This window comes from Arthrobacter sp. Y3221087 (assembly GCF_059089905.1).
Genome location: NZ_JBNHFE010000001.1, coordinates 768,893 through 786,652, shown reverse-complemented (window position 1 = coordinate 786,652; position 17,760 = coordinate 768,893). Strand labels below are relative to the sequence as shown.

At 64.3% G+C, this 17,760-nt stretch carries 18 protein-coding genes; 6 read left to right on the top strand and 12 right to left on the bottom strand.

All coding sequences use genetic code 11. The annotated features are described in order from the left end of the window. Positions 1-27 precede the first annotated feature (27 nt). A complete protein-coding gene (locus AC5RUO_RS03720; RefSeq protein ID WP_494102851.1) occupies positions 28-1,305 on the bottom strand; it encodes an ABC transporter substrate-binding protein in 1,278 nt (425 codons plus the stop codon). Positions 1,306-1,676: 371 nt separating this feature from the next. Here AC5RUO_RS03720 and AC5RUO_RS03715 point away from each other — a divergent pair, with 371 nt between their 5' ends. After that, complete coding sequence (locus AC5RUO_RS03715) at positions 1,677-3,011, top strand: NosD domain-containing protein (protein ID WP_494102850.1); 1,335 nt, start codon at positions 1,677-1,679, stop codon at positions 3,009-3,011. A 593-nt stretch (positions 3,012-3,604) separates the two neighbouring features. On the opposite strand, the gene AC5RUO_RS03710 is transcribed toward AC5RUO_RS03715, so the two are convergent. Together AC5RUO_RS03710 and AC5RUO_RS03705 are read right to left on the bottom strand one after the other, a co-directional pair. Beyond that, positions 3,605-3,832: a helix-turn-helix domain-containing protein gene (locus tag AC5RUO_RS03710; protein ID WP_494010240.1), complete on the bottom strand. Its 228-nt coding sequence runs from the start codon at positions 3,830-3,832 to the stop codon at positions 3,605-3,607. Continuing rightward, positions 3,832-4,455: a hypothetical protein gene (locus AC5RUO_RS03705; RefSeq protein ID WP_494102849.1), complete on the bottom strand. Its 624-nt coding sequence runs from the start codon at positions 4,453-4,455 to the stop codon at positions 3,832-3,834. Before AC5RUO_RS03705 ends, AC5RUO_RS03710 begins: the two co-directional genes overlap by 1 nt. Before the next feature lie 218 nt (positions 4,456-4,673). Here AC5RUO_RS03705 and AC5RUO_RS03700 point away from each other — a divergent pair, with 218 nt between their 5' ends. Together AC5RUO_RS03700 and AC5RUO_RS03695 are read left to right on the top strand one after the other, a co-directional pair. Then, positions 4,674-5,282 (top strand): flavodoxin family protein, encoded by a 609-nt coding sequence (locus tag AC5RUO_RS03700; RefSeq protein WP_494102848.1) that lies wholly within the window; start codon positions 4,674-4,676, stop codon positions 5,280-5,282. Positions 5,283-5,469: 187 nt separating this feature from the next. Further along, on the top strand, positions 5,470-6,741 hold the full coding sequence (locus AC5RUO_RS03695) for a glycoside hydrolase family 26 protein (RefSeq protein ID WP_494102847.1): 1,272 nt from the start codon (positions 5,470-5,472) through the stop codon (positions 6,739-6,741). Positions 6,742-7,234: 493 nt separating this feature from the next. On the opposite strand, the gene AC5RUO_RS03690 is transcribed toward AC5RUO_RS03695, so the two are convergent. Further along, the gene (locus tag AC5RUO_RS03690) at positions 7,235-7,453 is read right to left on the bottom strand and encodes a hypothetical protein (protein WP_494010237.1); all 219 of its coding nucleotides are present in this window, start codon (positions 7,451-7,453) and stop codon (positions 7,235-7,237) included. A 226-nt stretch (positions 7,454-7,679) separates the two neighbouring features. Here AC5RUO_RS03690 and AC5RUO_RS03685 point away from each other — a divergent pair, with 226 nt between their 5' ends. After that, a complete protein-coding gene (locus tag AC5RUO_RS03685; RefSeq protein WP_494010236.1) occupies positions 7,680-8,405 on the top strand; it encodes a hemerythrin domain-containing protein in 726 nt (241 codons plus the stop codon). On the opposite strand, the gene AC5RUO_RS03680 is transcribed toward AC5RUO_RS03685, so the two are convergent. From AC5RUO_RS03680 to AC5RUO_RS03645, 8 genes are all read right to left on the bottom strand, one after another. Continuing rightward, positions 8,402-9,604, bottom strand: coding sequence for a serine hydrolase domain-containing protein (locus AC5RUO_RS03680; RefSeq protein WP_494102846.1), 1,203 nt, complete (start codon positions 9,602-9,604; stop codon positions 8,402-8,404). The genes AC5RUO_RS03685 and AC5RUO_RS03680 overlap by 4 nt on opposite strands. A 260-nt stretch (positions 9,605-9,864) precedes the next feature. After that, positions 9,865-11,079 (bottom strand): acyltransferase family protein, encoded by a 1,215-nt coding sequence (locus AC5RUO_RS03675; RefSeq protein ID WP_494102845.1) that lies wholly within the window; start codon positions 11,077-11,079, stop codon positions 9,865-9,867. A 200-nt stretch (positions 11,080-11,279) separates the two neighbouring features. Next, positions 11,280-11,702 (bottom strand): DUF1801 domain-containing protein, encoded by a 423-nt coding sequence (locus AC5RUO_RS03670; RefSeq protein ID WP_494010233.1) that lies wholly within the window; start codon positions 11,700-11,702, stop codon positions 11,280-11,282. A 16-nt stretch (positions 11,703-11,718) separates the two neighbouring features. Then, a complete protein-coding gene (locus tag AC5RUO_RS03665) occupies positions 11,719-12,246 on the bottom strand; it encodes a hypothetical protein (RefSeq protein ID WP_494010232.1) in 528 nt (175 codons plus the stop codon). Between the two features lie 131 nt (positions 12,247-12,377). Next, positions 12,378-13,181, bottom strand: coding sequence for a hypothetical protein (locus AC5RUO_RS03660; protein ID WP_494010231.1), 804 nt, complete (start codon positions 13,179-13,181; stop codon positions 12,378-12,380). 137 nt (positions 13,182-13,318) lie between these two features. Beyond that, a complete protein-coding gene (locus AC5RUO_RS03655) occupies positions 13,319-13,663 on the bottom strand; it encodes a hypothetical protein (protein WP_494010230.1) in 345 nt (114 codons plus the stop codon). A gap of 83 nt (positions 13,664-13,746) precedes the next feature. Then, complete coding sequence (locus AC5RUO_RS03650; RefSeq protein ID WP_494102844.1) at positions 13,747-14,454, bottom strand: hypothetical protein; 708 nt, start codon at positions 14,452-14,454, stop codon at positions 13,747-13,749. A gap of 143 nt (positions 14,455-14,597) precedes the next feature. Next, on the bottom strand, positions 14,598-15,050 hold the full coding sequence (locus AC5RUO_RS03645) for a hypothetical protein (RefSeq protein ID WP_494010228.1): 453 nt from the start codon (positions 15,048-15,050) through the stop codon (positions 14,598-14,600). Between the two features lie 611 nt (positions 15,051-15,661). Here AC5RUO_RS03645 and AC5RUO_RS03640 point away from each other — a divergent pair. Continuing rightward, positions 15,662-16,390, top strand: a complete 729-nt coding sequence (locus AC5RUO_RS03640) for a response regulator transcription factor (RefSeq protein WP_494010227.1) — start codon at positions 15,662-15,664, stop codon at positions 16,388-16,390. Positions 16,391-16,625: 235 nt separating this feature from the next. Next, entirely contained in the window at positions 16,626-17,744 is a 1,119-nt protein-coding gene (locus AC5RUO_RS03635) for a sensor histidine kinase (RefSeq protein WP_494010226.1), read from the top strand. The last annotated feature ends 16 nt before the right edge of the window (positions 17,745-17,760 follow it).

The window sequence follows — 17,760 nt, the reverse complement described above, 5'->3', positions numbered from 1 at the left end:
TGTGTGCAAGTGCCGGCCGCGGGGGTCTTACTTGAGGAGGTCCTCGATCTGCTTCTTGGCGTCGGTGAGGAGGGCGGCGGAGTCGCCGCCGGCCACGGCCTTCTGCAGCATGGGCACCAGGACGGTGTCCACGATCTGCTGCCACTTCTCGGTGGCCGGGCGTGTGGCGGTGGCTTCACCGTTGAGGGTTTCGATCAGCGGCTTGAAGCTCTCGTAGCCTTCCTTGTCCTGGTACTTCTCGAACGCGGAGATGCGGGAGGCCAGGCCCAGGCTGGATTCGATGCCCTTGTCGTTGTAGTCGTAGGCGCACTTCACGAACTTCTTGGCTGCCTCGGTGTTCTTGGTCGCCTTCGGGACCGTGAGGTACCAGGGGCCGGGAACGCCGCCGACGCCGGCGGATCCGGCGATCATGGGGGCTGCGCCCACCTTGCCCGCCACCGGGGAGTCCTTGGGGATCTGCCGGTACGCGTGGGCCCAGAACCGGGTCATGGCGGTCTGGCCCTGGTTGAACAGGTTCTGCGCTGCGGCCCAGTCCACCTGGGCCGCGCCGGAGGGAGCGTATTTGGCCAGGCCCACGTAGAAGTCCAGGGCTTCCTTGTGGGCGGCGTTGTCGATGACCACCTTGTCGCCGTCCAGGACCATGGGCGAGCCGGCCTGCAGGACGTGGGCCAGCCATTCGGTTTCCACGCCACCCTTGACGTCCGTGCCGTACATGCCGTCCTTGGTGAAGAACTCGGAAATGTCCTGGTACTGCTTCCACGTGGTGGGGGCCGCCAGTTCGTAGCCGTACTTGGCCTGGAAATCTGCCTTGTTCTTGGCGTCCTCGAAAAGGTCCTTGCGGTACAGGATGATTTCGGCGTTGGTCCAGGCGGGCAGGCCAACGAAGTGCCCGTCCACATTGGCTTCCTTGACCAGGGCCGGGAAGATGTCCTTCTTGGCCTCGTCGGTGAAGATCTCGTCAATGGGCTGGAGCGCGTCCTTGAAGCTGGGCAGCCACACGGAGTCCAGGGCGGCCACGTCGAAGGAGACGTTGCCGGAGGAGAATTCGCTGGAAAGGCGGTTGAACATGCCGTCGTACGGCAGTTCGACGAAGTTGACGTCTACGCCGGCGTCCTGCTTGCACTGCTGGGCGACGCCGGTCAGTTCGGCGTGGCCGCCGGCTTCGACCAGGACGTTGACGGTGTTGGTGCCGGCGCTTCCGGTAGACGTGGCCGGGCCCCCTGCGCCGCATGCCGAGGCGGCCAGTGCGACGGCGGTGCAGATGCCGCCGATGGCGAGCCTGCTGATGAATTTACGAGTGGACATCGCTGTCGACTCACTTTCTCTTGAACGGAATGGTGAGAGTGACTCGGTCTGAAAAATCGTTTTGCCAAAACGACTTGGCACTCACCATAGAACGCGGAACATTCGGGTGTCAAGGGTCACCGTTTTGCCAAAAATCGAAAAAAATTTTGGCGTTGACAGCTGTTGATCCGCCCTCCTAGCCTCGAGGTATCCGGACGCCCAATCGTTTTGGCACCCGCATGAAGATTTCCGTCCCTTTAGGAGCGGGAGCCTCTTCCATTTGCTGGCGCCTACACCGAGGCCATCAAGACCCGCCGCTCTGTGCTGCAAAAAACCGATGCCTTGCGGTCCCGGATAGCCCACACATTCACGGTGCATTGAGGAGAGAAGCGTTGACTTACAAAAATTCGGTAGTGGTGGACCCAAGCCGACGCAGGTTGTTAGGTGCTGGCGCTGTCGCCACCCTTACCGGAGCGCTGGCCTTCGGCACTGCAGCACCGGCACAGGCCGCGGATAGCCCGGAAGAAACGAACATCTACGATGTCACGTCCTGGAAGATCAAGGGCCGGCCGGAGGTGACGGCACAGTGGGACATTGGCGCCGTGATCAATGACATCATCGCGGACATCAAGAAGCGCCAGACCACGGCAGACACCAGGCCGGGCGCCGTGATCACCATTCCCCCGGGCGACTACGATCTTCGGACCCAGGTGGTGGTGGACATCAGTTACCTGACCATTGCCGGCTTTGGCCACGGGTTCTTCTCCCGCAGCATTAAGGACAATGCGGACACGTCCGGCTGGCTCGAGCTGCAGCCCGGCGGCAGCCACATCCGTGTCCTCACCCAATCAACAGCGCCGCAGGCCTTCCTGGTTCGCCGGGCGGGGAGTCCGCGCCTGTCCGGAGTCGTTTTCCGCGACTTCTGCCTCGATGGCGTGGAGTTCCCGCCGGACGGCAACAGCTACAGGAACGGCAGGACCGGCATTGAGGTCGCCTCGGACAACGACTCCTTCCATATCACCGGCATGGGTTTTGTGTATCTGGAGCACGCGCTCATAGTCCGCGGCGCCGACGCCCTGCGCGTTCACGACAACATGATCGCCGAATGCGGCAACTGCGTAGAACTCACCGGAGCGGGACAGGCGACGATCGTCAGTGACAACCTCATGGGCGCCGGGCCGGAGGGCGCCACCCTGCTGGCGGAGAATCACGAAGGTCTTCTCATCACCGGTAACAACCTGTTTCCCCGGGGCAGGAGCCTGGTTGAGCTGACCGGCTGCAACAGGTGCTCGGTGACCTCGAACAGGTTCCAGGGCTTCTTCCCCGGGATGATGAGGCTCACCAACAACTGCAAGGAAAACCTGATCACTGGCAACCACTTCCGGCGGGGCATGGAAGGCTTCCCGCCGTTCCTCGGAGCATCCAACGGCCTGGACGATCTGTACGGCGTGGTTCACATTGCGGGAGACAACAACCTTTTCTCCAACAACCTAATAGCCTATGACGTCTCGCCGGACAGGATCGTTCCGCCGAACGCCCAGCCCACAATGGTCCTCATCGCAGGCGGCGACAGCAACGTGGTGGCCACCAACCATGTGGTGAGCAACGTCGAAGCACAGCACGTCGTCCTGGACGCTTCCACGGTCCGCTCGAAGGTGCTCGACAGCGGCCCCGCTTCCAAGGTCACTTCCTACAGCGCCGATACCGCCATCCGGCCTACCCCCTAGCCCGGAAAACACCCTGCCAGAAGGCGGAACGCCCGGCAAGGGGAAAGCCCCTCCTAGGAGGGGCTTTCAACGTAGTGGTCAATTGTCGTTCGGTAATGATCAGCGGTGATGCACTCCCCCTTCCCGGACGCCCCCGGCGCCCATCCGGACTATGACACGAACGATGTTAATAACACCGGACCGGGCGCGTAAAGGGGTTTGGGAGAGAAACTTCACCGGAAGTTCGCCGTCCCTAATCCTCCCGTTACCCGGCCAGGCATGCGGGGGGTTTACGTACGACGGCGGCGCGCGCCGCCGTCGTACGTCCCACCCCGCCCTTCACGCTGGGTCCCGTGAAGGAAACGGTCAGTGGCGGGCCTTTGCGCGGATCACACCGGCTGCCAGGAGACCGGCAGCGCCGAGTGAGGCCAGCATGCTGCCAAGGGCTACAACGTATTCAGTAAGTGTCATTGCTTCCACTCCCCTTCGAACCCGAACTGCCTGATGGGCCCAAGCTACGCCGGGCAAGTCAAGGAAGCCCGAAGGATCGCCGAGGCTTGGGTCAAGATCTGAGCAGGAGTTCCGCCTGGGCGGATATTCCGATGAAACCTCAGTCACGGGTTTCGAACGGTTGTCAGCAGATCACCGACCTGGCAATCGAGTGCTTCACAGATCGCCGTCAGGGTCGAGAACCGGATTGCCTTCGCGCGGTCGTTCTTGAGGACCGACAGGTTTACCAGGCTTACTCCGACTCGCTTGCTCAGTTCCGTCAGGGTCATGCCCCGGTCTGCCAGCAGGTCGTCCAGGTGGCAGTGGATGTTCGACGGCTCCTCGGCCGGCACTAGACGAGTCCCTCGGTGTCTTTCTCGAGCCGGCGGCCGTACTCGAAGACTCCCGCAATCAGGAGGAGGGCGGTGCCCACCATGGCCGGGGCAATACTGAATTCCGCCGAGAAAATCACTGACTCACCCGGCGTGCGGGCATTGGCGCCGATCATCTCGGCAAGCCGGCTCCGGCCAACCCCACCGAGAACCTGGCCAGCCATGCCCGCCACGGCGAGAACCACTCCGGCTGCGCCAACGATGTGGGCAGACCGCGCAGTAAAGAGGATCCTGCCCTGAAGCCGGTAGGCCAGAAGGAACACCAGCGCCAGGACGGCCAGGACCCCGACCTGGTTCAGTGCGCCTGCCCAGGCGAGACTCTCGGCTGGGCCTGACGGCAGGACAGGTACGGTCGCTTCCACGGACGTGAAATGCCCCGTGGCCTCCAACGACAGGCCAGCAGCTGTCTGATGCCTCGTGGCCACGGGAAGCACCAGCGTCACCGGCCCGGTGAAGAGCCCCACAGTGCTCAGCACAGTCAGTGCTGTGGTCACAAGAGCTGCACCAGCCGAAGCCACCATCAGGAAGATGGCATCGCCCCTCGACACAACCTTCTTTGGACCGGTTTCTGCTTGCCCGCGCATGAGTTTCACTGCTCCCCCAATTATCGACATTCGTTAATAACGACTATCGATAAGCTACTGATTCCGCGACTCCCCGTCAATGGCACAGCGGATCGCTGAAGCCTCCTTCCCGTTGCCCCAAAGGCAGGCGAAAGCCCATCCGGAACGGGCAGTGTCCCCGAATCCCTTGGGAGCACCGCAAGTGGTGCCGTCCCCAGCAGCTGTGAAAGGACACCACGATGCCTGACCTGCAAGCCCTCGCCCTCGTCTGCACCCTCACCCCCTCGCCGGAGCCGTACAGCAGTGAGCTGATGGCTCGGCACATCCTGGACGAATTCGAGCAGCAGGGCGTCCAGGGGTCCTCGCTGCGGGTGGTGCACCACAACGTAAAGCGCGGCGTGCAAGTGGACATGGGCGACGGGGACGAGTGGCCGCAACTGCGGGAGCGGATCCTCGCGGCGGACATTCTCCTGCTGGCCACGCCCATCTGGATGCGCCACCCCGCCAGCGTGGCGCAGCAAGTCCTGGAACGGCTGGATGCGGACCTGTCCGAGACGGATGACCAGGGCCGGCCGGTCATGTACGGCATAGTGGCGACGGTCGCCGTCGTCGGGAACGAGGACGGGGTTCGCAAGAGCGTCGCGGACATGATGCAGGGCCTGAACGACGTCGGCTTCAGCATCCCCGCGCAGGGCGGCACCTACTGGGTGGGCGAAGCCATGCAGACGGTGGACTTCAAGGACCTGGACAAGGTGCCGGACGCCGTCGCCACCGCCAACGCAGCCCTCGCCCGCAATGCCTCGCACCTCGCCTGGCTGCTGCGGCGGCAGGAGTATCCGGCCAAGTAGGGCGCCCGGACGCGGGCACTGGGTGTTTCTTCGGTCAAAGCTGCGCAGATCCTGTGCCGTTTTGGTCAGGAGCGCTCCCGGGGATCCGGACACTTAATAAGGGGTCTTTTCCGTCCGGCCCTTGTCCTCTGCAGCGGCAGCCTCCCTTCCACAGGCAGGCCGCTGCCGGATCCCCTTGGAAGGTTTCATGAAGCTACTCAGAACACTGGTCTCCGTGCTGGCCCTGCTGGCGGGCGGCACGGCATGGATAGCGACGCCGGTCCACGCCGCCACCGCTATCGTCACCCTGAGCCCGGACACCGGTCCGGCGGGCACCTCCGTGATCGTGACCGGTACGGGCTTCCCGAAGAAGAGTTCGGGAACCGTCAGCGCCGGCACCGCCACGGCCGCGTTCAAAACCAGCGCGTCCGGCTACTTCACCGCGGAGCTGGTCATGCCACTGACCGACGATCCCGGGCTTGCTGTCCGCGCCACCTCTGGCACGGCGAGCGCTGCCGCCACGTTCACCTACACCTACAGCTCCCCCTCCGTCACCGAGCAGGACCCTAACCTGGCCCCCGCCCCCGCCCCCGCCCCGGCTCCCGCGGCTCCGGCCCAGGCGCCCGCCGTCCTGCGGTTCGGCGTCGGCACGCCGGGAGGCCCGCTCGCCTCCGCGGAACTCGACGCCGTGACTGCCCTGGCCGGCGAGGCGCCGTCCATCATCCTGTCCTACAAGGACTTCAACCAGGCCGCGCCCATCAGCGAGCTCGAGGCCGTCCGGGCCCGCGGCGCGCAGACGCTGCTGACCTGGGAACCGTGGACGTGGGGCGGCGGCACCGAGCAGCCCGCCTACTCGCTGGACCGGATCGCCGCCGGCGACTTCGACCCCTACCTCCGGCAGTGGGGCCAGGCCCTGGCCGGCTGGGGGCACCCGGTGATGCTCCGGTTCGGCCATGAAATGAACGGCAACTGGTACCCGTGGTCCGAGCAGGTCAACGGCAACGGCAGCGGTGACTACGTGGCGGCCTGGCGCCACGTCCGCGACGTGGTGGCTGCAACCGGCGCCAGCAATATCACCTGGGTGTGGAACCCCAATGTCCCCTACTGGGGCTCCATCCCGCTGTCCGGCCTCTACCCGGGAGATGCGTACGTGGATGCGGTGGCACTGGACGGCTACAACTGGGGCACCTCCGCATCCTGGAGCAGCTGGCAGTCGCCGTCCCAGCTCTTCGGGGACGGCCTCGCCCAGCTGCGGACCCTGGCCCCGGGCAAGCAGATCCTGATCGCCGAGACGGCCTCCGCCGAACAGGGCGGCTCCAAGGCGGACTGGAACACCGCGCTCATCAGCTACCTCGCGGCCCAGCCGGACATCACCGCCATCATCTGGTTCCACTTCAACAAGGAAACCGACTGGCGGATCAACAGCAGCACCGCGTCCGCCCAGGCGTTCGCTGCAGCCCTCGCCGCCCGGGCCAAGTAGCACCCGCGGTGGCGTACGACGGCGGGACGCGCCCGGCGTCGTACGTCACCTCGTCCGGTGACCGGCTTGTGAAAACCTGCTCAAGCCTTGACGGTTTCTTGGCGGCAACTTCGCGTCCGCTTGAGGATGACGGTCCAAAGTAATTCCTGAAAGGCCGCGGCGCATGGGGGTGCAGCTGGAGCTGGGTCCAGTGGTACCGCAGCCTTGAGTCGGGAAACCGACGGTTTCAGCGCTTGGCGGTGTTGAGCAAACAGCACCGCCAAGCAAATCCCCGAAAAGTCGTGCTCTTCGTTATTCCTGGTTTCAGCGGGGCTGGCTCCGGAATGCTGCCGTCAGAACCAGCCCCGCCTTTCTTGGCAGGCGCCGCGGTTGGTACCAACGCAAGCCCCGCCGTCGCATCATCTTCTTGCAATGCCCGGGCGCGGGACAACGTCTTCCAGGTAAACAGCAAGCAACCATTGGGGGCCATGGGCCGCCGGCCCCACGTGGCGGGTCAGACGGGGTTGTTGGAATCCAACTCGTCCGGGTCCTGCTTGTCGCCGTAGCCCGTAGCTGAAGCGAGTCCTCCCACCTGCTGGCCGGCATTGGTCAGGCCGGGCGTGAAATGCTCGTCCGGGGAAGCCTCGTGCTCGTCCAGCGTTGCCGGGACCACGTCGTTGCGCAGATGCTCGTCGTCCGGAAGATCTTCTGTGTGTGGTGTCTTATCGCTCATCCCTCCAGCGAATCATCCCTCGGCCATGAGGGCAACGGCCGGCCGTGAAAACCGGAATGCGTGATTTATGGGCTTGCAGTTCCCGTCGTGTCCCGGAACTCCAGGCGCCCCCGGCACCCCGCAGGTTGTAAGTGACGCATTTCGGTCACCGTTGTCCGGCAGGAAGGCAAGCGATACCATGCTCGCGGGGAGAGGGCTTGGTCTCACGACGAGTTAGGGGCCCATCATGACCGACTTCTTCACCATGCAGCCCGGCGAGACCGCAGCTCCCCTTCCTCCGGGGCCGGTCCTGTGCGGCGGATCGGCAGCCATGCGGCGCATCCACCGCTTCTTCCTGTGGGCGTACAGCGAGGCGCCGGGCCTGGTCCGCTCCGTCACGGCCGGCGACACCGCCCGTGCCGCGTATGTGGGCGAGGTGCTGGGCAACTTCGACAAGGTGCTCCACATCCACCACGAGGGCGAGGACCTGCTGATGTATCCCCAGCTGGAGCAGCGGGCCCCGGCGTGCGCGCTGCATGTGGCGCAGATGCTTGAGCAGCACCGGCAGGTCACCCAGCGGCTGGAGGCCATCGAGCCACTGCGCATGCGCTGGATGGCGACGCCGGACGCCGCTTTGGGTGGCGAGCTCGCAGGGCTTTATGAGGACCTGTCGGCCGTCCTGAACGTGCACCTGCGGCGCGAGGTCACGGAGGTGATGCCCGTGGCTGACCGGGTGATGACCGAGGAAGAGAGCAAGGCCATCGGGCAGCACGGCGTCAAGCAGTTCGACAAGAAGTTCATGGTTGCCTACCTGGGGATGGTGCTGGCCACCAACCCGCCCGCGGACCGCAAGGAACTGTTCGCCGAGATCCCCGCGCCGGTCCGCCTCGCGTACAAACTCGTGGGGCGCCGCATGTACCGGAAACAGTACGCAACGCTCTTCCCGGGACGGCCGATCCCCGAGACGCTCTAGTCGCACAGGCTCCTGGCCGTCTGAAGGATGGCATCCTCCATCTCGGGGACGAGCGGAGGTGCGTCTGTAATTTTCAGTTCCTGGGGCGGGAGTATCGCGGCCATCGTTACCTGCTGCCCGCCATCCTCGGAGGCAACGGACTGGACGCTGTATGGCCCTCCCCCGCCGGACACGATGAGATGGCGGCTGCCGGGGCAGACGTCGTCGCTTGGCCGGATGCCTCCCAAGGGGGACGGCTCGGCCCCGATCATGCTCTTCCAAGTTTCCTTGCTGACGAGCTGGCCCGTGGTGAGGGCGGCCACGAATTTGGAGAGGTCCTCGACGGTTGAAATGACTCCGGAATCGGCCGACCCCGCAACCGCGTCGACCCGGGTGAAGTCGCGCCGGTTTCCGTCCTCCAGCACATACCCGTGCAGCATCGGCTCCGGTGGCTGTCCAGGCGAGGCAAGCTGTGTGCTGCCCATTCCTGCAGGTTCAAACACGTCCTGGGCGAGGATCGCGGCGAGCGGCAGGTTGTGTTTGCGTTCCAGCAGCCAGCCCAGCACTTCCCAGTCCGTGGCGGACCACGCAAAATAGCGCACCGGCCCCGGCGGCAGGTCAACCCCCGCTGCAATCCGAAGCCGTTCCTCGAAGGTCAAGGCCCGGGTCTGGAGGTCATCCAGGGTCCTGGTTTCAATCAGGGGTGGAAAGTAGTCGGGCAGGCCGGACGTGCTGCCCAAAAGGTCCTGCACAGTAACTCGGTCCCAGCCCGGAAAGATGGTTGCAAACTCGGGCAGGTGGGTGGAGACGGGATCGTCCAGGCGCACCGTGCCGGCCTCCACCAGTTTCATCACGGACACTGCCACCATTGGTGTTCCGGCGCCTATGATCCACATTTTGTCCGTGGGGACGGCCTTCCGGTTGGTCTCCAGGTCGTTCACGCCGGCTGCCCTCAGCTCCTCGCGGTCGCCGTTCCGCACATGGAAGACCACGGCAGGCGCTCCATTGGCGAGGGCATCCTCGGCAAAGGCTTCCAGCTGGGGGGCAAGCTTCACTGCTGGCGTGGTGGTGGTTTCATCAGGGGTGCCGAAGGTGCAGCCGGCCAGCATGAGTACCAGGGCCAGGACCCCAGCGGGCGTCTTCATCCAGGCGCCAGCGGGACTCCCCGCCACGTTCCAGTGGTGCCCGTCATACAGCCTGCTCAACGGGGCCTGGATCACCGCCGCTCCTCTCCGAGAACGCGCCGTCCACCCACTTCCAATTATGTTCCCCGCGCCACCCGCCTAACCCAGGCCTTTGAATCTTGAGGGATTCTTGACCGTATCTGTGCCTCGTCTTGAGTTGTTGGGTGCACAGTGATGCCTGAAGGGCTGCCCTGCGGGATCAACATCCCTTCGATTACTTGAGAAACAGACTCGGGGCCGGTGACGGAGGCGGCGGATCAACGTAGATCCGCAAAAAGTCACCGGTCCCCTCATCTTTAAGCGCCCCGCCCCGCAGTAGCGAGTTCTCGCTCCGGCGCGCCATTGCGGACCGGACGGACGACGGCGGGCTCCAGCCTTTCATTTGCCCAGCGCCGGAGCGGCCGCTCCACTAGGCGGAAGGACGCCCAGGCGAACAACACGGTGAGGGCCGCCGAGAGCGCGATACGCAGCGGCAGTTCCGGGACCAGGGGCATCAGCAGCAGGTACACGGGGATGTGCCAGAGGTACATTCCGTAGGAAAGGTCGCGGCCGGGCCCGGCAAGCCAGGGGTGGCTGAGGAACCGTGCCATGGACCCGGCGGGCTGCAGGACAAGGGAGCCGAGCAGCACAGCTGTCAGCAGGGAGAGCACCGTGGGCCCGAGGGTCCAGAAGGCGCTGAACCAAGGGCCGGACGTATGCGGTTCCTCCAGCAGGAACAGTGCCGCCAGCAGGATGAGGGCGGCCGGCAGGGCGGCCCGGCGGGACACGGCCTGCAGGGAAACGTGGGCCCGGGAACCCGGCCTGATGCACACCAGCAGCAGGGCCAGGGCACACCCGATCAGCAATTCATCGGCCCGGGTGTCCGGCCCGTTGTACAGTCGGCCCAGCGGCGCGCCGGCCATCACCAGCACGAACCGCTCCAGCAGGAAGGCCGCGGCCAGGCCGGCCGTAGCCCAAGCCACGGTGCGGACCCGCCAGAACCGCAGCATCACCAGCAGGAGCAGCGGCCACACCAGGTAGAACTGCTCCTCCACGGCGAGGGTCCAGGTGGGGCCGAGGGTTTCGCCGGTGATGGAGTTGCCGAACATCCCGAAGTGCGCCAGGTTCATGACGTAGCCCGCCGCCGGCAGGACGAACTCCGCCTGCCCTCCCCAGCCCGATGCGGGAAAGACAAAGCCCACCGCGAGGATGACCGTGCACAGGGCCAGCAGCGCCGGCCAAAGCCTGGCCAGCCGCTTGGCGTAGAAGACCCCCAGCCGCAGCCTGCCGGTTGCCTGCCACTCCTTCATGATCAGCAGGGTGATTACGAAGCCGCTCAGGGTGAAGAACACGTCCACCCCGATGAATCCACCGGGCATCTGTTCGGTTGCCGTGTGAAAGAAGAAGACGCCCGCCACCGCGATGGTGCGAAGCCCGTCCAGGGCATGCTTGCGCCCTGAAATCAGCCCGCCTTCCGGGCTTGAGGGGCATTCCGAAACTGACGAATTTCCGCTGCTAGACCTAAAAACCACTAAGCAAGCATATATAACGTTTCGGTAACTGCGCTGGGTGAAGTCTGGGTACAGGCTGTGAAACCCGGTTGAGTAACCAAATTGGGCGGGCAATGGTGAACAGCTCAGGCCCTCATCTGCGCTCGAGGAAGTCAGCTCCTGCACCTAGCATCGTCAGCTCACGCTATCCAGTGGCAGTCTCCACTCCAGCCAGAGCCCGTTCAGCGGACGGGAGACTGGGTCTCGGCGAGTGAGAGCTCTAGCAGTTCGCGCAGCGCGCTCCGGTCCACCCCTGTTAGCCGCGTGAGGTAGAGGCAGGCCTTACTTGCCCGGTACTTGCCGAGCCGGGCTACGAGATCGGGCCAGCGCTCCGAGAAATCGTTGGCGAGGTAGATGGTGTGCTGCGCGGGTCCGGGTGCGAAGGCGAGAAGGGGCGACCGGCCCGTATGCCCGCTCTCGTAGCGGTACTCATACTCGCCAAATCCGATAATGCGGCCCGCCCACACCACCGGCTGCTCGCCGCTGATTTCGCCGAGGATCCCGAGGAGTTCGTCGACCTCGGCGCGCCGAGGGCCTGTGGCGCGGTCGAGGACCTGTGCCACGGGAAGGTCGGACGGTGACATTGCGGGTGGCTTCGCTGCCATGGGGTCTCCTCAGAATTTATGCCGGCCGTGCCTGTTGTGGTGCCTTGGTGGGTGGAGAGCGGTGAGTCAGTGTCTGGACGTCGTACTTCTTCAGCAGCCAGGCCGCGAGGACCCAAGGCAGGACCCCGTAGACCACCTGTGCAGCAAAACTGCCGGAGGAAAGCACAATGTATGACTGCCATGCATTGGCGTACGTGCTGAGGACGGCGGGAAAGAGCAGAACAAACAGGATCCACTTCCCCGGGATCCGAACCTTGACGAGGCGGGCGAAGAGCTCGCGCAGCCCGGGACGCCCCGATTCCAGGGCAACGACTATAACGCCTGCCAGCGAAGGTCCGAACGAGAAGCACAACAGGAAAACCGCGAGGGCGGTTCCGGTCTCCATTCCGCCGCCGCTTAGCAAGAGGAAGTTCGCTTCATTCGTAGGAGCGGTCCCCAGGGGAACCAGATAGAGGTAGGCGGGGATTTGCACGGCCCAGGTAATGCCGTAGGCGAGGACCAGGAAGAGCAGCCAAGGCCACCGGCTGCCGATCACGCTGTTCATGACAAGCAATTTTCCGCCTGATTCAGGCAACATGGAACCCGTGGCAGCTAGGGACAGAGCCGCCCCCTGCGGCGCCCGGGAGCGATCAAAAGAGCCGCCACCTAACGGCAAACTTCACATGAATAAGCCATTTATGCTTTGACTCGTTCGCTCGCAGCTCCCGACTTCGCTGGCAGCAGCGCAAGGACAGTCCCCCACAGGACCATGGCAACACCCCACATCGGGCTGTCCATGGCGCCGGCGCGGTCGGGATACGCCAGCATGGCCACCCCGATGTAAACGGCGGACAGGCTGATACTCACCCGCAGAAGCGGGCGCCCTTCGCTCCACCAGGCCATGCTCAGGGCCGCCGCCAGGAGGGTGATGCCTGCTGCGCCCTGGACCGGCCAGTGCTCGATCCCCCAGGTAACGTGCCCGGCATTCGGTTCGAGCCTTGACATTTGGAGAGCGTACAGAGAGTAGGGCAGCCACAGTGGCACCGCCGCGGCCGCCACCAGGAGATGCCACCAGCTCAGCGCGGGGGCGGACCTTGGGCCCTGAACATCGTGCCGCCCAACCCAGGCAAGCACGATGGCCGGGATGGCCACAATGGGTGCCAGCGGCAGCGGCCGGGCATCCGCACCGAGGATAGCGGAGAGTATGAGCGACAGCGCCGCGATGGCCAGCAGGATGGTTCCGGGCCAGGGATCGGGTGGGTTTAGTGCAATGCTGACGTACGAGCCAGCCAGCACAAACGTCATCAGGCTGCCCCAGCTGGCTTCGAGTGAGACGGCCCAGACATAGCGCTGGTCCACCCAGCCCGGCAGTGTCATCAGGTCGGCAACGCCGAAGAGTCCGACGGCGCACACCGCCACCATCAGCCAGGCCACCACGCGGACGAGTCGCAGTCGGCCCGTTAGCGGCCGGCTCCGCTCCGCCGTTTTGACGTTTTCCATAGCGCCTCCTTCTGTAGTGACGGTGTCCACCGTGCCCCGGCACGGGTGCCCACACACCGAGGTGGGAGGTACGACGGCGGCACGTGCCGCCGTCGTACGCCTCAGCTTCGGCCAGTGATCATCGTCGGCTCACGCTTTTAGCGGTTGACGTAGCCCGCCGTGCAGGCTTCGTTCGCAGCCGGGGTGCCGTACACGTACAGCGCGTTGTTTTCGCCTGCCCGGCCCTGGTGCACCAGCACATGGAGCGGGTGCGTGCGGAAGTCCGCTTGCGCGATGTCCACATTGGGGTTGTTGGTGAAGACGGCGTCCGGGAGGTCGACGTTCTCCTCCCCCGCGCCTTCTGCCATCACCACGCACTCGCCGTTGCCCACCACCTTGACGTGGGTATGGTTAGCGACGGCAGCTCCGGAGGAGGTAAACAGCAGCAGTGCTGCCGCAGCAGACGCCGCTGCCGTCCTGCCCAGTGTCTTGATGGTATTCATGATGATCCTTTCGATGTGATGAGGTTCAGAAAGTACAGTCCGCGTGGCCCCGGTCACCATCGTGGCCACAGCGGAATCACTGGTCAATTGGCAGCCGGGGAGCCGAGGCTGGGATCATCGCCAGCAGGATCCAGCCCAAGCCAAAGAGGATGCAGGCGGCAGCGCCGAAGGCCAGGGGCAGCAGTTGCAAGGCGTACATCAGGGGGCGCAGCAGCAGGACCAACATCCCCCGTCGCACCCAGCAGCATGAGCGCGGATCCCCGCATTCGCTGATACCTGCCGGTCCGGTGGTTGCCTCCGCTCATGGCCATTCCCGCCAAGAAAAGCGCCAGGCCAAGAAACAGAACACCGAAGCTGAGGCCGCCGGTGGTCAAGGCATCGAACTGCCCCAGCTGCCCTGCAGCGGCCATCAGCCCAAGAACTGCCGCAATAACCAGCAGCACCCGGGACACGCTCCCAAGCCGCCCTTTCACAGGATGGACTGCAGCGACATACCGAAATGCCGCCGAGGACGTCATCAGGAGAGCGAGGACACCGGGCAGGTTGTACAAAACGAACAACCCATTGCTCAGAATGAGGGAATAGCCCAGGTCCTCCCGCCACTGAACGCCCGGCCCGTGGGGCAGCAAGAAGCGGTAAAAGCCAAAAACGGCCCAAAGTGCTCCGCCCGCCGCCATCACCCAACTCACCCCAGGCCCGGGGCGGGTTGGATCCCGGACGTGCTCATGAGTTCGCGTTTCCATGATCTGCTGTCCCATCTTTTCGGACGGCTGCATCAAGCCGGATGCCAATTAGCGACTATTTTTCGTGTTCTGTGAGGATTCCAACCAAGGTTTCCAGGTTCGCCCGTGTGTTGCGGGCGTAAGCAGCAGCCACCAGCGGATTGGTGTGGTTGAAGGGGCGGGCGATGCTGGGCTGCCGCCGGTTGGAAGATTCAGGCCAGTTGCACGCGGCCGCTGTGGCCTTTCACGCCGGAGGCTGAGGCCCACAGCAAGGCACCCAGGACCATCCACGTCAGGCCGAAGGGTACGACGAACAGGATGCGTTCGTTCTGGTCGTTCGCCCCGAACAGAAGCAATGACGACGCAGCCAGGATGATTCCGGACCAAGCAGGAAGTACTCGCGTCATCGCCAGGCCCGCACCGAGGACCGCATACGCGATCACGGCAACCAGAACCAGGGGAAACGCGATGCTGTACGCAACGCCCATGAGAAGGACGCCCAGGATCATTGCCGGCGCCGCCACAGCAGCTCCGATCCGGACAACTCGGGCGCCACGTGAACCAGACGGTACGAGCGCAAGGAACCCGAAGGTCGCCCCAGCAATCAGCAGTACGCCTGCCAGGAAAAGCAGGGCCTCCAGCGGACCCGCAGTCCGGTACGCCATGCCCACGCATCCCTCGGCAATACATCCAGGCGGCTGGAGTGCCTGCATGTAGGCCGAGGCCGTGAGGCACAGACCACCCAGAATCCCCGCGATCCCACTGACACGAAGTGAACCGGAGCCACCCCTGCCCGCTTTGAGAGACTCATTTGTTTCATGCTGCGCTTCCATTGTTCTTCCTTTCTCGTGGTTTGCTTCAACTCTGGATTCGCGTGCTTTGTCATCTTCGAGGCGTTCACCTGCCTCCCAGCGGTGTAGTTATAAGGCGGAATTTCCGGAGCTCCGGAGAGCCAGCCAGTTTCCCGTCTTTGAGGCGCTGGCGGTCCGGAGGCTGTTCCGAAACCTGTTTGCAGCTCCAGCCCGGCTCTCCAGCCGGCTCCGCGGATCCGTTTCCTCCAGTGATAAGCAGAATGAGCAGGACCAAAACGGCGCCCTTGCGCAGCAAGTTCCTTGGCACGGGATCACGCTCCTCAACCGTTCAGTTGTGCCCAGCTTGCACCCGGGCAGGCGTAAACCGCGTCCACCATCGGTGTGACATCCCTCTGTACACCCCCGGGTGTAGCAGGGGGCTTTTCCTGCTGACATCCGCAAACACACGGAGGATACTTTCGGGCATGGACGGTGATCGGCGGGCACATCCGATGGCGCATGGGCCCGGCCCAGCAGATGCGGCGAAGGTGCGCATCGTCCTGGCCGACGATGAAGCGCTGGTCCGAGCCGGGCTCTCCCTGTTGCTCACTGCCGAACAGGACCTGGAAGTTGTCGGCGAAGCGTCAAACGGTTCCGAATGCCTTGCCCTCGTGGCATCTGCGCGGCCCGATGTTGTGGTTATGGATGTCCGAATGCCGATCATGGACGGGATTGAGGCCACGGCACGGATGACCTCAAAGGACTTCCTCATTGGCGGCACCCCTCCGGCCGTCCTGATCCTGACAACCTTCAACGAGGATCACAACGTCACTACCGCGCTGCGGGCAGGTGCAGCCGGCTTCCTCCTGAAAACTTCGGCACCCCAAACACTTGCTACCGCAATCCGAACCCTGGCGCGGGGCGAAGGCTGGCTGGATCCCGCAGTTACCATGTCGCTGCTGCGTCAGTTCAGCTCGAAAGTTCCCGGCGAAATGATGCCCCATGCAGACATTGGAGTCCTCACCGCACGTGAGAGGGAAGTACTGCGGGCAATGGGCGAGGGCCTGAAAAACGCGCAAATCGCGGAGCGGCTGTTCCTCAGTGAAACCACAGTCAAAACACACGTCCACCGCATCCTTTTGAAGCTTGGCCTGTCGGACCGTTCCCAGGCGGTCGCCGTGGCCTATAGATCAGGTCTGATCCGTTCCGACTGACCGGACGTCAACCGCCGGATGGGGTGGGGGCATACACCGCCAGGACGATGCACGGGGGCGGGATGCGCGGCACAGTGGGATAGAGGCGGGGAGGGCTATCAAGGAGTCAGCAATGTGGTCACAAGTCAATCGTGGTCCTTTAATCGCCCGCGGGCGGACAGCAGTGCTGCCGTTACCCTCGCGAGGCGACATTCTGACGGCGGCGAGTGCCGGGGTCCTTGATTTTGGGGCGTTTATGGTCGCGTGGCTCAGCGACGACATACCCCAGCCGCCCCTGCTGGTTCTGGTCTACACCGTGCTGATGTGCGGTCCTGTTGCCTGGCGGCATCACTATCCGCTTCCCGTTTATGCAGTCACGCTCGTGCTTCACTTCGCCTTTCCCTCCATCACCAAGGATTGGCGCACACCCTTGGACCCGTCCCTGGGCGAAGCGTACGTGGCCCTGGCCCACATGTACACGCCGTTTGCGATCATGCTCGTTGCCCTTGCAGCCGTGGCGTCGGACTGCCCCCTACGGTGGTCGATGCCCGCCGCCTTGGCAGGCGTGGCCGGCTGGTTCGGGATTTACGTCATCAACGGTGTGCTGAATGTACCAAATCTTGCGCTCGTCATGCTCGCCGCGTTCTTTGCGACCTGGCTCGTGGGCACGCTCACCGGCCGCAGCGTGCGCCGGATTCATACCCTGGAAACGTCACAAGCACAGGCTGAGGCAGCAATAGCCAGGGAGCACGCCCTGATCGCATCCGAGCTGCACGACATCGTCTCGCACGCCGTGACCGTGATGACGCTTCACGCTGCCGGAGCACGGCGCGTCATCAAGAATGATCCTGAACGGGCGGAGCAGGCCCTTAACGTCATCGAGGCGACGGGGACGCAGGCGATGGATGAGCTGAGGAGGCTGCTGGACGCTCTGCACACCGGCGATGCCAGGTTTCCCGGCACCTCCTCGCTGCCAGGCATCGACATGGCCGGTCCGCTGCTCGAGTGGCTGCGGGAAGCCGGGTTCAGAGTGGACTGGCGTGTGGAAGGAGAGCCTCGCGTGCTCGCGGACAGCGTCAACCACACCGCCTACCGCGTCATTCAAGAATCGCTGACGAATGTGGCAAAACATTCGGGACCTGGCGCCCAGGTTGACGTGGTCCTGCGCTGGGTGCCGGGTTCCCTGGCCATCGACATCACGGACGACGGCGGTCATGGTCGCCGCCCCGAACAGCAGCACCACGGCTTCGGCTTGGTCGGCCTCAGGGAACGGGTGGCCATCGTCGGCGGCAGCCTCGCCTTCGGCCATGAAGGGCCGGGTTTCGGTGTGCACGTTGTACTGCCCCTTGGCATCGCCCAGCCGCATCACCCATGAGGACAAGGCTTACGAC